Below are 14425 nucleotides of genomic sequence, written 5' to 3'. Positions count from 1 at the left end.
CCTTCTGCGGACCGGGGGTGCGCGGAGCCTCAGTCATAGCGTCCCTCTGCTCTCCACTCGCCCTCTTCGACCACCAGCAACCAGGCACCGCCATCGGTGTCGACCACCTGGAACCGGTGAGCCTTGCGCGCCCGCAGGGCATCCCACCCCCGCTCGCTGATCGGCCACGGACCCGCCCACTCGCTGATGCGGCGTCGCTGCCCGGCGGTCTCGAGGACGGCCGGCGGAGCGCTCAGCACGTCGCGTTCGCCCACCGTGACCGGCGCACCGGCGATGTCGGTGACCCCCACCAGACGCGGCTCCGGATAGACGGTGGCGGGCAGAGGGTCGGGGAGGCTGCCCGGCCACGGCCGCGTCCGCACCTTCTCGGTGATCGCCCGATCACCCCACGGCACGAGCACCTGACGCTCGGCGAGCCAGCGTCCGCCACCGATCGTGGGGGTGACCACGCCGCGGTGGCCGAGCATCGCCTGGACGCGAGAGAGAGCGTGATGCACCCGCTCGTCGGGTCCGGCCCCGAACAGCCCCTTGGCGTGGTGCGCTGCGGCGTCGACGGCCTCCGGCTCGATGTGCACCCCCGCGACCCCGCTACCGAAGATGCCCTGCGCGTCTTCGGCGAGCTGCCAGCGCACGCGGTCGACCACCCCGGCGGCGTCGAACGAACCGGGGTGCAGCCACACGCGCTCACTGCGTTCTCCTCGTTCACCCGAGAGCACGACGCGCAGCTCGGTGCACACCAGATCGTGCACGCCGAGCTGGGCGATGAACTCCTCGGCGGCGACACGCATGCCGAAGGCGACCTGGTCGGCGAGCTCGAGAGGCGGTTCGAAGGCGACGTCGCGGTGCAACTCGGGAGGGGGCGTCCGTGGCTGGACCGGCTGCGAATCGAGTCCCCCGGCGAGGGCGTGCAGGCGAACCCCCCTCTCGCCGAACCGTTCCCGCACCCGCTCGACCTGGAGTCCCGCCAGTTCGCCCAGGGTGTGCACTCCCAGTCGAGACAGCAGGCTGCCGAACTCGGCGTCGTCGAGAGTCGCGATCGACAGGGGCGCGAGGAAGGCCCCGGCCCCACCGGGCTCGACGATGCGGACGGGGTCGTCATCAGGTGCCGTCCGAGCCGCCTGCTCCGCGGTGAACACCCCGTCGGCGACACTCGCGCGCACGCCCCCGAACCCGTCGTCGTCGAGCTGCCGGATCAGCATGCGCGCAGCCTCGACCTCACCGCCGTAATAGCGCGCCGGTCCTCGTGCGCGGAGGGCACAGAGACCGGGCCGGACGACCTGAACGCCGGGAGCGCGCTCCTCGATCCGGGCGACGACCGGGGCGAATGCTCGTGCATCTCGCACGGGATCGGCCGGCACCACCTGCAGTCCCGGGCACAGCGCCTGCGCATCACGGCGCTTCTGTCCGCGGCGCACGCCCTGCGCCCGGGCGGCCCACGAGCAGGCGACGACGACATTGTGGGAGAACACCGCCACCGCGGCATCCGGCCGGGGAGGGCTCACCGCCTCGTTCGAGAACGCCGTGATGGGCCAGTCGGGGAACCACAGCACGAGGCTGCGCGTGGGGGCCTGCATCATCCCACCGCCCGCACCGGGAAGGCATCGCGCTCGCGCGGAACCAGTCGCTCCGCCGGAGCACCCAGCAGCTCGATCGTCCCGTCTGCGGCGGGCAGCAGCATGCGCGCGCGTCGGGCGTTCGGCGAGCGTCGGCTGGTCACGGACACGGTCAGCTCACGCCCGGCGAGGTACCCGTGTCCGTGGCCGAGCCCTGACCACCGCGGATCGGCGACATCGATCACCGCCTCGGCCTGGGGCCAGGCTCCCTGCACGAGCAGGACCGAACCGCGATCGCGGAGCCGCGCGGCCAGTCTCGTGGTCTCGGCACCTCCGCGGGCGGCCGTCGACCCCGAGGGAGGGCGCACCGCCACCACGGGTAGCACTTCGGAGATCGTCGCCGTCACGGCGAGCCATCGGGGACCCGGGTCGGGGATGAACACGAGTCGATCGAGGTCGAGACCGTACTTCTCGGCGGCCTCGACTCCGAGCTCGGGCATGCCGATCACCCCGCACCACGCGCCGTCCTGCGAGGGTCGCGCCATGAGCGCCAGCAGAAGAGACGCCGAGCGGGCCAGCGCGTATGCCGACCCCGACCGCAATCCCCCACCGGGCAGCAGCGAAGAGAAAGCCGGATGCGTCGGCAGGACCGGTGCGTCCATGCGCCGCCCCTGCATGCGCTCGAGGCGATCGCGCAGCGCATGGATGTCGGGTACGTCCTGTACCTGGTCTCTCACGATCGCCCTCACTCCCACAGGTTAGAACATCTGTTCGATGACCTCAATCCCTGTGGGTCGAAGATACGATCGACCTCCGACATTGGGCGGACAGCCCCGATCGCGCGACCGGATCAGCACACCGGCTCCCCCGCGTCCCGCCGGTGACAGCCCCGCTCAGACCAGATCGGCCGTCGCCGCGATCCGCGCGAATCCCCCCTGCTGCAGCACGATGGCGGTGTTCGCCATGAGCTCCGCCGCCGTGCGGGTGACGGTACCGAGCCCCGCGACCTCCCCGGTCAGGTCGAAGGTGCGCGTGGCATCCAGGACGACCGTCACGTCGTAGCCGAGGTTGCCCGCCATCCGCGCCGTCGTCTCGACGCACATGTTCGTCTGGATGCCGCAGATCACCAGTTCCCGGATGCCGCGCTCGTGCAACCACACATTCAGATCGGGATCTCCGTAGAACGCCGAGTTGACGCTCTTCGAGACGACGAGAGCGGCGGGAGCAGCGGCGACCGCGTCGACGAGCCCGTTGCCCTCGGCATCCGGGTGAAGGGGGGAACCGACGGACGCCGACTCATGGCGTACCACGACGATCGGCTCGTCGTCACGACGCCACGCATCGATCAGCGCCGCGACATGCGCCTCGCAATCCGGATTCGCGGTCGGACCCCAGAACGAGAGGTCGTCGAAACCCCGCTGCATGTCGATGACGAGAAGAGCACGAGTCATGCCCCCATCCCATCACCCGGAACGCCTCACCCACCACACGTGCGCAGAAGGATCCCGGATGCCGGTCTCACGCGGCCAACGCCAGGTACGGCTCCCACCGCGGGTCGCTCTTGTCCACACCGCGCACCGTCCACGACGATCCCCTCGGAGGCGCCGGGACGAGCCGCAGCTCCCACCGCATCTCCTGAGGAGTGCGATCGCCCTTGACGTTGTTGCACAGCAGGCAGCACGCCACGAGGTTCTCCCACGTGTCCTTGCCGCCGCGCGAACGGGGCAGCACGTGATCGATCGTCGACGCGGCCTTGCCGCAGTATCCGCAACGGTGGGCGTCGCGGCGCAGGACCCCTCGACGGGTGACCGGCACCTGGCGGGCCCCCGGAACCCGCACGTAACGGGTCAGGATGATCACCGCCGGGCGATCATAGGTTCCGTGGGCGGCCCAGACCGGGTCTTCGTCGATGCTCTCGACGACGGTGGCCTTGTCGTTCATCACGAGCACGAGGGCTCGCTTGAACGACACGACCGCGAGGGGCTCGTAGCCCGCGTTCAGCACCAGTGTGCGCATTTCTCGTCCTCTCGAATGGCCGAGACGGCTTCTCGGATGTTCGACTCGCGACGACGGAAGGTGCGAAAGGGTATGAAAAAGGCGCTGTCTAGGCAGACAGCGCCTGGGAGGTCACGGTGAAACCGCGGCATCCGAACACACGATGCCGAAGAACGAGCAGCCCGAGCGCATCCATGGTGCGGATGCGCGGACTGGTGTTCATCGGCATGTCCCTTCGGTTCTTCCGACGTCGCTGACAGGCTAACCCACTGCGACACGCCCGGGGTCGGCCGCGGAGGGAAACAAGAAGCGGCGTGTCGGAGAACGATGTCCTCCGGCACGCCGCCTCGTGTGGAATATCAGCCGGCGTTCTGCTGCAGCCAGGCGTAAGGATCGACGACCGAGCCGTTGATGTGCACCTCGAAGTGGAGGTGGTTGGCGGTCGAGCTGCCCGTCGAGCCGACCAGGCCGATGAGCTGACCCGGGGCGACGGTCTGTCCGGCCTGCACCTGACGGCTGCCGTACGTCATGTGACCGTACGTGGTCGAGACCTTCTGACCGTTGATCACGTGTTCGATCACGATCGCGACACCGTAGCCGCCGTAGCTCTCCTGCGAGACGCTGACGACTCCGCCGGCCGCCGCGAAGATGGGCTGTCCGCCGGGGGCGAGGAGGTCGACTCCCTGGTGGTAACCGGAGTCCCACAGGCCACGGCCGAGCGTGTAGCTCGTCAGCGGCCAGCGCACCTCACCCGATCCGGGTGCGGTCATGTTGAGGTCGATCGAGCTCACCGACGTCGACGCCTTCGTGGCGTTGGCGGCCAGCTGACGCGCGCGCTCCGCGGCGGCAGCCGCGGCGGCTTCTTGATCCTTCTTCTTCTGGATCTCGTCGGCGGTCGTGGCGGAGTAGCTGCTGCGGTCGAGGGTCTCGGCGGTGGCGTCCGAGGCCACGACGAGCGACTGGTTGTCGGCGGCCGACATCTGCTGGAGCGTCATGGTCTCGGCGGCCGGCATGGTCGCCGCGTACGCGGGGATGGCGACCGTGGCGACGAGCCCGGCGACCATCGACAGGATGACGGCGCTGCGCAACGGCTTGCCGACGCGACGCGGCGACGAGGCGCTACGAGCGGGAGCGGTGCGTGCGACGGGTGCGGTCGCGGGGGCCGTGATCTGCAGGGCGCGACCGGTCGGGCGGGTCACCGCGGCGCGCGCGCCCTTGCGGGTGGGTCCCGTCGCGGCACCTTCGGGTAGGTCCGCTGCGGGCTCGTTGTGTTCAGCCAAAGTTCCTCCGGCGCCTCTGCGTCTTCGGGGACGCTGGCTCGTCAGCACTCGAATGTGGGGCACGATGTGCGGGCTGGGCCCTGCGCGGACGACGAGCCGATGAGGCAAACCGCGAGGGGTCCGACGGCGGGCTTCTCGCCTGTGGACTTTCTGAGGCTACCCGAAGATAACGAACATGTCACGCTTCAGTAACCGCTCCCAGGCGATGCTCGGCCCGGCACCGTCGAACGCGGCCGCGCTCAGTCCTCGGCGACGAGGAAGATGTGCGAGGCGACCTCGACGGGCAGCTCGAGTCCCTCATCGACGCCGTCCATCTGCACGAGCACGTAGCCCTCGTTGAAGCGGTAGTCGCCGTGAGCACCGGGGAGCACTCCCGCGGCCTTGAGCTGCTGCAGCAGTTCGGGGTCGACCTGCGCGGGCTCGGCGAGGCGGCGGACCGTGCCCGAGACGGGGCCGCCCGCATCGGTGAGCTTGCGGACGAGGCCGACCACGCCGTCGTCGAAGGTGACGCTGTTGGCGTCGCCGAGCTGGTCGAGACCGGGGATCGGATTGCCGTACGGCGACTCGGTGGGGTGGCCGAGCAGTTCGACGAGGCGACGCTCCACCTGCTCGCTCATAACGTGCTCCCAGCGGCAGGCCTCATCGTGCACGTACGCCCAGTCGAGACCGATGACGTCGCTCAGCAGGCGCTCGGCGAGCCGGTGCTTGCGCATCACGTCGACGGCCTTCTGCCGACCGTCGTCGGTCAGCTCGAGGCGACGATCTTCGGAGACCACGACGAGACCATCGCGCTCCATTCGTCCCACGGTCTGGGAGACGGTCGGACCCGAGTGCCCCAGGCGCTCGGAGATCCGCGCGCGCAGCGGCACGATCTTCTCTTCTTCGAGCTCGAGGATCGTGCGCAGGTACATCTCGGTGGTGTCGATCAGATCGGTCATTCAGGTGTCCTCGATGTCGCGCGGCAAGTCATCCCAGCCTACCGACCCCCTCCGACATGAGGACGGGGCCCATCCGGGGGTGACCCTAGAATCGGTCCCATGTCGCACGTGGAACTGCCCACCGATCTCCTGCCCGCCGACGGTCGCTTCGGGTGCGGCCCTTCGAAGGTGCGCGGCGCGCAGCTCGAGGCCCTCGTCACCCGCGGAGCCTCGATCCTCGGAACCTCGCACCGCCAGGCGCCCGTGAAGAACCTCGTCGCCAGCACGCGCGAGCGTCTGTCGCAGCTGTTCCGCCTGCCCGAGGGCTACGAGATCATCCTCGGCAACGGCGGATCGACAGCCTTCTGGGATGCCGCCGCCTTCGGCCTGATCGAGAAGCGCAGCCAGAACCTCGTCTTCGGCGAGTTCGGCGGCAAGTTCGCCGCGGCCGCCACGGCTCCCTGGTTGCAGGCACCCGACGTCCGCAAGGCCGCACCCGGCACCCGCTCGATCGCCGAGGCCGTCGACGGCGTCGACGTCTACGCCTGGCCGCACAACGAGACCTCGACGGGGGTGTCCGCTCCCGTCCAGCGTGTGAACGCCGACGCCGGCGCACTCACCGTCATCGACGCCACCAGCGCCGCCGGCGGCATCGACTTCGATCTCACGCAGGCTGACGTCTACTACTTCGCGCCCCAGAAGAACCTCGGTTCCGACGGCGGCCTCTGGTACGCGGCCATGTCGCCCGCCGCGATCGAGCGGATCGAGCGGATCGCGGCCTCCGACCGCTACATCCCCGAGTTCCTCAGCCTGAAGAACGCGCTCGACAACTCGCGACTGCAGCAGACGCTCAACACCCCCGCCCTCGCGACGCTCCTCCTGCTCGACGAGCAGCTCGGGTGGATCCTCGACAAGGGCGGCCTGTCGTGGGCGGGCGCCCGGACGGCGGAGTCGTCGACGGCCCTGTACGAGTGGGCCGACGCGAGCGAGGTGGCCGCCCCCTTCGTGAGCGACCCCGCCGACCGCTCCCCCGTGGTCGTCACCGTCGACTTCGACGACAGCATCGACGCGGCGGCGATCGCGAAGAGCCTCCGCGCGAACGGGATCGTCGACACCGAGCCGTATCGCAAGCTCGGACGCAACCAGCTGCGCGTGGCGACCTTCGTGTCGATCGAGCCCGACGACGTGCGTCGCCTCATCGGTGCGATCGACTACACGATCGAGCACCTGCCGCGGGCCTGAGCCCCGGATCGATGAAGGCCGCCCCGCATCAGCGGGGCGGCCTTCATCGTAAAAGACGTTCAGTAACTGCGTTCGCGCTCGTCGTCGTCGTCGGAATCCTCGTCGTCGTCGTCGGACTCGTCGTCGTCGGATTCGTCGTCCTCCGCCTCGTCGTCGTCGGCCGGATCGTCCGTGTGCGTCGCGTCCAGCTCGTCGATGTCGACGCCGTCGAGGTCTCCCGCGTGGAAGCGCGCCTTCGGCTCCTCGTCGTCGGAGTCGTCCTCGTCATCCGAGTCGTCGTCGTCCGCATCCTCGTCGTCGTCGTCGGAATCATCGTCGACGGCGGCCGCCGCCTGTGCCGCCTGGTACTCCGCGAGTCGCGTCGCCCACGGCACCCAGTCGGGAGCGAGCAGCGCGCCGTCACCGGGCAGCAGTTCGACCTCGAGCACGGTCGGTTCAGAGTCGTCGACGACGGCGACGCTGACCGTCCAGAACCATCCCGGGTACCCGGCGAGGCGCGTGTGGAACCGCAGCGAAACCGCCCCGTCGTCCTCGGCGGTGTACCCGGCCGCGGGTCCGACGGTGCTGGCGGGGGTGATCTCGTGAAGGGCGGCGAGGGCCAGGTCGTGGGCGCCGATCAGACGCTCATCGACGGGCTGCTCAGGCTTCGAAGTCATCGGCGACCTTGCGCAGGACCGCGGCGATCTTCTGGGCGTGCGGGCCGTTGGGGTAGCGACCGCGTCGCAGGTCGCCGCCGATGCCGTCGAGCAGCTTGACGAGGTCCTCGACGATGATCGCCATGTCATCCGCGGGCTTGCGCGAGCGCTTCGACAGGCTCACGGGGGCGTCGAGAACGCGCACCGAGAGGGCCTGGAGGCCCCGCTTGCCGTCGGCCACGCCGAACTCGAGGCGCGTCCCGGCCTTGGGTCCGGGGGCTCCGGCGGGCAGGGCGGTAGCGTGCAGGAACACGTCCTGGCCGTCATCGGTGACGATGAAGCCGAAGCCCTTCTCGTCGTCGTAGAACCTGACCTTGCCGGTGGGCATGGACACCTCGCTGGATGAGTGCGCGCAAGCGCGGCGGAACACGGGAGCCGATCGGATCCCGGTCTTCCAGCCTACGGCACCTCCGCCAGGCAGTAGGCTGAGCCCGATGAGCACCCGCACCTCCGGTGGCAGCACACCGGGCGACGACGTCCCCGTCCGCCGCATCGACCGCATTCTCGCGTTCATGTCGCTGGGCCTGCTCGCGCTGTCGATCGTGTGCTTCTTCGCCATCATCATCGGCTCGAGTTCCGGAGCCGACATGGGTTCGGGTGTGTGGCCCGTCATCGGCCTGCTCGTCTACATCGCCCCGCCGGTGGCCTTCGCGTGCCTGCTGGCCGTGCTAATCATGAGCTTCGTCCGAAGGGCCCGGGCCAACAAGGCCTGACGACGTGCCCGAGACCTCCGCACAACGCGCACTGGCGGTCTCGTTGAGCGCGCGCAGCGACGCCGACCTCGCCCGCCTCTTCGCCGAACGCAGCATCTCCCCCTCGAGCACCTGGCGCGACATGTTCGACGCCGCCGAGGCGCTTCTCGACCCGGCCTCGGTCGCCCGCGGCCTGCCGGCTCTCAACCGCGATGAAGCCGCGGCTCTGCTCGATGCGGAGCACCCCGCACCCGCCGGAGTCCGCGAGCAGTTGGCATCCCATGCCCTCGTCGGAGAGGACGGACTCCCCTTCCCGTCCGTGTTCGAGACGGCGCGCGAGATCCTGCCCTCGGGGATGCCGGATGCCGTTGCCCCGCGCCGCGCGACGTCGACGCCCGAGAGCACGGGGGCCGCCTCCGAGGCGGTGTTCACCAACGCGGCATCCGTCGCCGACATCCTCATGCAGACCCTCGATGCCCCGCTCGGGCGCATCGGCTCCGGATCGCTCGGAGCCACCGAGAGACGTCGCCTCGTCGATGCCGGTGCCGTCACGACCGCGACCGAAGCGGACCTCCTCGTGGGGCTCGCCGCCGACGTGGGCCTGCTCGGCACGAACGACCGCGCGTGGCTCGTGTCTCCGGCCGGGCGCGAATGGCTGCGGCTGCCGACCCTCGAGCGCTGGCAGCGCACCGCCGAGGCTTTGCGCGACGCCCTTCCGCGGGCCTACCGCTCGTCCGACGGCGGCTGGATCCCCACCGAGCAGTGGGCCCAGGCGACGCCCTTCGACCCCGAGGGACCCGACCGCGCGGCCCTCTGGATCAAACGACTCGTGCGGTGGGGTCTTCTCGACGCCGCCGGTCACGCGACGCCGTGGGCACGCCCCCTGGCGGAGGGCGGCGACGTCGACACCTCGGCGCTGCGCGAGCTCCTGCCTCCCGAGGTCGATCGCGTGTACCTGCAGAACGACCTCACGGCGATCGCGCCCGGGCCGCTGGCCCCTCACCTGGACGTGCGGCTGCGGTCGATGGCCGCCCGGGAATCGCGCGCCCAGGCCTCGAGCTATCGCTTCAGCGCCGCCACCATCGGCGCGGCGATCACGGCGGGAGAGACCGCCGACTCGCTGCGCGAGTTCCTCACCGGGATCTCGCTCACCGGTCTGCCCCAGCCTCTGGCGTACGTCATCGAGCGCACCGCCGCCGAACACGGACGCGTGCGTGTGACCACGGATGCCGCCTCGCATCTCACCCGTGTCATGACCGACGATGAGACGCTCCTGCGGTCGATGGAGGTCGATCAGTCGCTCCGGTCGATCGCCCTCACGCGCACGGACGACGAGCTGGTCTCCCATGTCTCGGCCGACGTCGTGTTCTGGGCGCTGACCGACGCGCACTACCCGGCGGTCGCCGTCGACGCCGACGGACGTCCCCGCGCACTCGAACGCGCGAAGCTGGCGGCCCCCGCCTCACCCGAAACCGCCCCCGCCGACACCTACGCCGACCTCATCGGGCGACTGAGGACGGGAGGGGAGGACTCGGATGCCGCGTGGCTCGAGCGCGAGCTCGACCAGGCGGTGCGCGCTCGCTCGGTCATCGACGTCACGGTGCGCCTGCCCGACGGTTCGGCGCGCGTCTTCCGGCTCGAAGCGACGGGTCTCGGCGGAGGCCGACTGCGCGGTCGCGATCGCGGCGCCGACGTCGAGCGCACCCTGCCCCTGTCGCACATCGACGGGGTCGCGCCCGTCGAGTGACGGCCGTGCACGCCCCGCCCTCCCCGACCCCGGTAGACTCGAACGCTATGGCTGACGGCCCCCTCATCGTGCAGAGCGACCGCACCGTACTCCTCGAGGTCGCGCACCCCCAGGCGGAGACGGCGCGGCACGAGCTCGCGGTCTTCGCCGAGCTCGAGCGCGCACCCGAGCACATCCACACGTACCGCATCACCCGCCTGGGCCTCTGGAACGCTCGAGCGGCCGGTCACGACGCCGAGTCCATGCTCGACACGCTCGACCGGTGGTCGCGCTTCCCCGTGCCCGCCTCGGTCAGCACCGACATTCGAGAATCCGTCAACCGTTACGGGCGTCTCGTCATCGAGCGCAACGACGACGGGGAGCTCGTCCTGCGCTCCTCCGATGCGGCCGTCCTCAGCGAGGTCTCGCGCAACAAGCGCATCGCCCCGCTGCTGATCGGTCGCCCGAGCGACGACAGCTTCCTGGTCGACGCCTGGGCACGCGGCCACATCAAGCAGGAGCTGCTGAAGATCGGCTGGCCCGCCGAAGACCTTGCCGGGTACACCCCCGGCACCCCGCACCCGATCGATCTGGCCGAAGACGGGTGGAGCCTGCGCCCCTACCAGCGTCAGGCGGTCGAATCCTTCTCGGAGGGCGGCTCCGGTGTCGTGGTGCTCCCTTGCGGGGCGGGCAAGACGCTGGTGGGTGCGGGAGCCATGGCGGACACCCGGACCACCACCCTGATCCTCGTCACCAACACCGTCAGTGCCCGTCAGTGGCGCGACGAGTTGTTGCGCCGCACGAGTCTGACCCCCGAGGAGATCGGCGAGTACTCCGGCCAGGTCAAGGAGATCAAGCCGGTCACCATCGCGACCTACCAGATCCTCACCGCCAAGCGGAAAGGCCAGTACGCCCACCTCGCCCTCCTCGATGCCCTCGACTGGGGCCTCGTGCTGTACGACGAGGTGCACCTGCTCCCGGCTCCCGTGTTCAAGCTCACGGCCGACTTGCAGGCCCGCCGCCGCCTCGGCCTCACGGCGACCCTCGTGCGCGAGGACGGTCGCGAGGGCGATGTCTTCAGCCTCATCGGTCCGAAGCGCTTCGACGCCCCCTGGAAGGAGATCGAGGCTCAGGGCTTCATCTCCCCCGCGGCCTGCTACGAGGTGCGCATCGACCTCCCCGCCGACGAGCGGCTCGAATACGCCGCCGCCGCCGACGAGGACCGGTACCGTCTCGCCGCCACCGCCCCCGCCAAGATCGAGGTCGCGCGCCGGCTCGTCGAACGGCATCCGGGCGAGAGGGTCCTCGTGATCGGACAGTACCTCGATCAGATCGACGAGTTGGCGGAAGCGTTGAACGCCCCGCAGATCACGGGCGCCACGCCGATCCCCGAGCGCGAAGAGCTCTTCCAGGGGTTCCGCGACGGATCGATCCCGTTGCTGGTGGTGTCCAAGGTCGCCAACTTCTCGGTCGACCTTCCCGAGGCGTCGGTCGCCATCCAGGTGTCGGGGTCGTTCGGCTCGCGCCAAGAAGAGGCCCAGCGGCTCGGTCGCCTGCTCCGTCCGAAGCAGTCGAACCACACCGCGAGCTTCTACACCCTCATCGCCCGCGACACCGTGGACCAGGATTTCGCCCAGAATCGCCAGCGATTCCTGGCCGAGCAGGGGTACGCCTACACGATTCTGGATGCCGACGGAATCGACGCAGAAGCCGCCTGACGCATACCAGCACGCGGCTTTCCGTTCCATATCCAGCACATTGCTGGGTCAGATCACGATAATGAGGGCATGACAGCTCCTCGCATCCTCGTCGTGGACGACGAACCGAACATCCGCGACCTGCTCATCACGAGCCTGCGTTTCGCCGGGTTCCAGGTGCGAGCCGTGGCCAACGGCGCGCAGACGATCTCGGCCGTGCTCGAAGAGGAACCCGACCTCATCGTGCTCGACGTGATGCTCCCCGACATGAACGGGTTCAGCGTCACCAAGCGTCTGCGCGGCGCCGGCTACACCGCTCCGATCCTGTTCCTCACCGCCAAGGACGAGACCGAAGACAAGATCGAGGGCCTGAACGCCGGCGGCGACGACTACGTCACCAAGCCGTTCAGCCTCGACGAGATCGTCGCCCGCATCCAGGCGATCCTGCGTCGCACCATGCAGGCCGACGAGGAGTCGATCATCCGCACGGGCGAGCTGACGATGGATCAGGACACGCACGACGTCAGTGTCGGCGACGTCTCGATCGACCTCAGCCCCACCGAATTCAAGCTTCTGCGCTACCTCATGCTCAACCCGAACCGCGTGCTGTCGAAGGCGCAGATCCTCGACCACGTCTGGGAGTACGACTTCAACGGCGACGCGGGCATCGTCGAGAGCTACATCTCGTACCTGCGGCGCAAGATCGACCCGCACTCCTCCGAGCCGCTCATCCAGACCAAGCGCGGCTTCGGCTACATGCTGAAGTCGGGCAAGACCGCCTGAGAGAAGGCGTCCTCCTGTCGCATACCGACGATTCGCTCACGCGCTGGTGGCGCGGGCTGAGCCTGCGTACCAAGGTCACCGGCGTCACCGTCGCGCTCCTCGCCATCGGGTTGTTCACCGCGGGCATCGGAACCATGGTGTTCCTGCGCACCACCCTGGTGAACAACCTCGACGAGCAGCTCGCTCAGCAGGCCGCCGGAAGCATCGCGAACAGCATCTTCACCACCGCGCCCGTCGACGGCCGCGTCGTCTTCTCGCAGGTCGACAACGCACCGCAGATCGGGTCGATGGTGGTCGTCTACGGTCCCGACGGCCAGCGCGAGGCGTTCTACAACGGCACGTCGACGACCGCCCTCCCCGACATCCCGTCGACCTTCACGGTCGAGCAGACCTACAGCCAGATCGATCGACGCATCGACCTCGAGTCGCCCGAGTCGGGGCAGCACTTCCTCGCCCGCGTCGGGGTGCTGCAGGTGCCGGGGAATCCCGGCGTCTACACCCAGATGGTGATCCAGCCGCTCGCCCCGACGGATCGGATTGTCGCGGCTTACCTCGGCATCTACGCCTTCGTGGCCCTGCTCATCCTCATCGCGACGGCTCTGCTCACGCGCTGGCTCGTCACCCTCGCCTTCCGCAACCTGCGGCAGGTCGAGACGACGGCCATGGACATCGCGGCGGGAGACTTCAGCCAGCGCTTGACCGACATCGTCCCCGACACCGAGGTGGGTCGGCTCAAGACGGCCATCAACGCGATGCTCGCTCGGATCGACGGAGCCCTCGGGCAACGGGATGCCACCGTGCGACAGATGCGTCGATTCATCGGCGACGCCAGCCACGAACTCCGCACTCCCCTCGTGACCATGCGCGGCTACGCGGAGCTGTACCGCATGGGTGCGATCCGTTCCGACGAGGACGTCGCGCAGTCGATGGAGCGCATCGAGAAGGAGGCGATCCGGATGGGCGCCCTGGTCGAGGATCTTCTGGCCCTCGCCCGCCTCGACGAGCGTCGTGACGTCACGATCATCGCCCTCGATCTGCGCCCGATCGCCCGCGATGCCGCCCTCGACCTGCGCGTGACCTCCCCTCAGCGCGAGGTGACCGTCGACGACACCACCTCGCGCGACGAGTTGGTGCTCCCCACGATCACCCTCGACCCGCTGCTGGACTCTGGTGGACGACCCGCGAGCGGCACAGGTCGACGCCGCACCGCCCCCACCACGTCGGCGATGGCGATCGCGGGCGCGACCCTGTCCCGGTTGCGGCGTCGGTCGAAGGACGGCGCAGAGCCCACGGCATCCCCCTCGTCCGAAGGCGAGCCCGCGCAGGGCACGGCCCCCCTCGGTGTGGTCCGGCCCGTACCGCGTCTCGCCCCCATCGTCATGGGCGACGAGAACAAGGTGCGTCAGGTCGTCGCCAACCTGCTCGGCAATGCCCGCCGCTTCACCGCCGAGGACTCCCCCATCGGTCTGCGCGTCGGCGTCGACGCCGAGAGCGACATGGGCTGGATCGAGATCATCGACCACGGCGAGGGAGTGCCCGAGCAGATCCGCGAGCAGATCTTCCAGCGCTTCTGGCGCGCCGACACCTCGCGCACCCGAGAGACCGGCGGCTCGGGTCTGGGCCTGTCGATCGTGGCATCCATCGTCGACCTCCTGCACGGCACGGTCGATGTGCGCGACACCCCCGGGGGTGGAGCGACCTTCCGTGTCTCCCTTCCCCTCGCTGATCGTCGCGACGCCCAGGAGCACGCGCTCATCGAGACGCAGCCCCTCGAACGCCTCCCCGAGAACTACCGACCCGCGAACGACGCCTGATCAAGCGGGGTTCGCCCCGGAGGCCGGATCG

General features: G+C 69.5%; 14 protein-coding genes. 6 read left to right on the top strand and 8 right to left on the bottom strand.

From position 1 onward, the window contains the following. Positions 1-29 precede the first annotated feature (29 nt). The 6 genes from QBE02_RS15450 to QBE02_RS15425 all read right to left on the bottom strand — a co-directional run bounded on the left by QBE02_RS15450 (position 30) and on the right by QBE02_RS15425 (position 5766). On the bottom strand, positions 30-1574 hold the full coding sequence (locus QBE02_RS15450; RefSeq protein ID WP_279367903.1) for a DNA polymerase Y family protein: 1545 nt from the start codon (positions 1572-1574) through the stop codon (positions 30-32). Next, positions 1574-2302, bottom strand: a complete 729-nt coding sequence (locus tag QBE02_RS15445) for a hypothetical protein (protein ID WP_431844572.1) — start codon at positions 2300-2302, stop codon at positions 1574-1576. The genes QBE02_RS15450 and QBE02_RS15445 overlap by 1 nt, the downstream gene beginning before the upstream one ends. Positions 2303-2446: 144 nt before the next feature. After that, positions 2447-3004, bottom strand: coding sequence for a cysteine hydrolase family protein (locus tag QBE02_RS15440; protein WP_279366506.1), 558 nt, complete (start codon positions 3002-3004; stop codon positions 2447-2449). Positions 3005-3071: 67 nt separating this feature from the next. Next, complete coding sequence (locus QBE02_RS15435; protein ID WP_056229154.1) at positions 3072-3569, bottom strand: HNH endonuclease; 498 nt, start codon at positions 3567-3569, stop codon at positions 3072-3074. Positions 3570-3907: 338 nt separating this feature from the next. Further along, the gene (locus QBE02_RS15430; protein ID WP_279366505.1) at positions 3908-4828 is read right to left on the bottom strand and encodes a M23 family metallopeptidase; all 921 of its coding nucleotides are present in this window, start codon (positions 4826-4828) and stop codon (positions 3908-3910) included. A gap of 239 nt (positions 4829-5067) precedes the next feature. After that, on the bottom strand, positions 5068-5766 hold the full coding sequence (locus tag QBE02_RS15425) for a metal-dependent transcriptional regulator (RefSeq protein ID WP_279366504.1): 699 nt from the start codon (positions 5764-5766) through the stop codon (positions 5068-5070). Positions 5767-5865: 99 nt separating this feature from the next. Here QBE02_RS15425 and serC point away from each other — a divergent pair, with 99 nt between their 5' ends. After that, positions 5866-6987, top strand: a complete 1122-nt coding sequence (gene serC / locus QBE02_RS15420) for a phosphoserine transaminase (protein ID WP_279366503.1) — start codon at positions 5866-5868, stop codon at positions 6985-6987. Between the two features lie 59 nt (positions 6988-7046). Here the strand turns inward: serC and QBE02_RS15415 are convergent, their stop codons facing one another. Both QBE02_RS15415 and QBE02_RS15410 read right to left on the bottom strand, forming a co-directional pair. Then, positions 7047-7643, bottom strand: a complete 597-nt coding sequence (locus QBE02_RS15415) for a DUF3027 domain-containing protein (protein WP_279366502.1) — start codon at positions 7641-7643, stop codon at positions 7047-7049. Beyond that, the gene (locus QBE02_RS15410; protein ID WP_056229171.1) at positions 7627-8010 is read right to left on the bottom strand and encodes a cold-shock protein; all 384 of its coding nucleotides are present in this window, start codon (positions 8008-8010) and stop codon (positions 7627-7629) included. Before QBE02_RS15410 ends, QBE02_RS15415 begins: the two co-directional genes overlap by 17 nt. A gap of 106 nt (positions 8011-8116) precedes the next feature. Here QBE02_RS15410 and QBE02_RS15405 point away from each other — a divergent pair, with 106 nt between their 5' ends. The 5 genes from QBE02_RS15405 to QBE02_RS15385 all read left to right on the top strand — a co-directional run bounded on the left by QBE02_RS15405 (position 8117) and on the right by QBE02_RS15385 (position 14394). Beyond that, a complete protein-coding gene (locus tag QBE02_RS15405; protein WP_056229175.1) occupies positions 8117-8395 on the top strand; it encodes a hypothetical protein in 279 nt (92 codons plus the stop codon). Between the two features lie 4 nt (positions 8396-8399). After that, on the top strand, positions 8400-10121 hold the full coding sequence (locus QBE02_RS15400) for a helicase-associated domain-containing protein (RefSeq protein ID WP_279366501.1): 1722 nt from the start codon (positions 8400-8402) through the stop codon (positions 10119-10121). Positions 10122-10168: 47 nt separating this feature from the next. Beyond that, entirely contained in the window at positions 10169-11818 is a 1650-nt protein-coding gene (locus QBE02_RS15395; RefSeq protein WP_279366500.1) for a DNA repair helicase XPB, read from the top strand. A gap of 69 nt (positions 11819-11887) precedes the next feature. Beyond that, complete coding sequence (locus tag QBE02_RS15390; RefSeq protein WP_055956651.1) at positions 11888-12580, top strand: response regulator transcription factor; 693 nt, start codon at positions 11888-11890, stop codon at positions 12578-12580. A 134-nt stretch (positions 12581-12714) separates the two neighbouring features. After that, positions 12715-14394, top strand: a complete 1680-nt coding sequence (locus QBE02_RS15385; RefSeq protein WP_279366499.1) for a sensor histidine kinase — start codon at positions 12715-12717, stop codon at positions 14392-14394. The last annotated feature ends 31 nt before the right edge of the window (positions 14395-14425 follow it).

Origin of the sequence: Microbacterium testaceum, assembly GCF_029761935.1 — a bacterium.
Taxonomy (GTDB): domain Bacteria; phylum Actinomycetota; class Actinomycetes; order Actinomycetales; family Microbacteriaceae; genus Microbacterium; species Microbacterium testaceum_A.
The sequence above is the reverse complement of the archived record's forward strand: the minus strand, read 5'-3'. Positions and strand labels throughout refer to the sequence as shown.

Coding starts and splice junctions, on each gene's coding strand:
- QBE02_RS15450 (WP_279367903.1), bottom strand. CDS start 1,574: ATGCAGGCCCCCACGCGCAGCCTCGTGCTGTGGTTCCCCGACTGGCCC.
- QBE02_RS15440 (WP_279366506.1), bottom strand. CDS start 3,004: ATGACTCGTGCTCTTCTCGTCATCGACATGCAGCGGGGTTTCGACGAC.
- QBE02_RS15435 (WP_056229154.1), bottom strand. CDS start 3,569: ATGCGCACACTGGTGCTGAACGCGGGCTACGAGCCCCTCGCGGTCGTG.
- QBE02_RS15425 (WP_279366504.1), bottom strand. CDS start 5,766: ATGACCGATCTGATCGACACCACCGAGATGTACCTGCGCACGATCCTC.
- serC (WP_279366503.1), top strand. CDS start 5,866: ATGTCGCACGTGGAACTGCCCACCGATCTCCTGCCCGCCGACGGTCGC.
- QBE02_RS15415 (WP_279366502.1), bottom strand. CDS start 7,643: ATGACTTCGAAGCCTGAGCAGCCCGTCGATGAGCGTCTGATCGGCGCC.
- QBE02_RS15410 (WP_056229171.1), bottom strand. CDS start 8,010: ATGCCCACCGGCAAGGTCAGGTTCTACGACGACGAGAAGGGCTTCGGC.
- QBE02_RS15405 (WP_056229175.1), top strand. CDS start 8,117: ATGAGCACCCGCACCTCCGGTGGCAGCACACCGGGCGACGACGTCCCC.
- QBE02_RS15395 (WP_279366500.1), top strand. CDS start 10,169: ATGGCTGACGGCCCCCTCATCGTGCAGAGCGACCGCACCGTACTCCTC.
- QBE02_RS15390 (WP_055956651.1), top strand. CDS start 11,888: ATGACAGCTCCTCGCATCCTCGTCGTGGACGACGAACCGAACATCCGC.
- QBE02_RS15385 (WP_279366499.1), top strand. CDS start 12,715: ATGGTGTTCCTGCGCACCACCCTGGTGAACAACCTCGACGAGCAGCTC.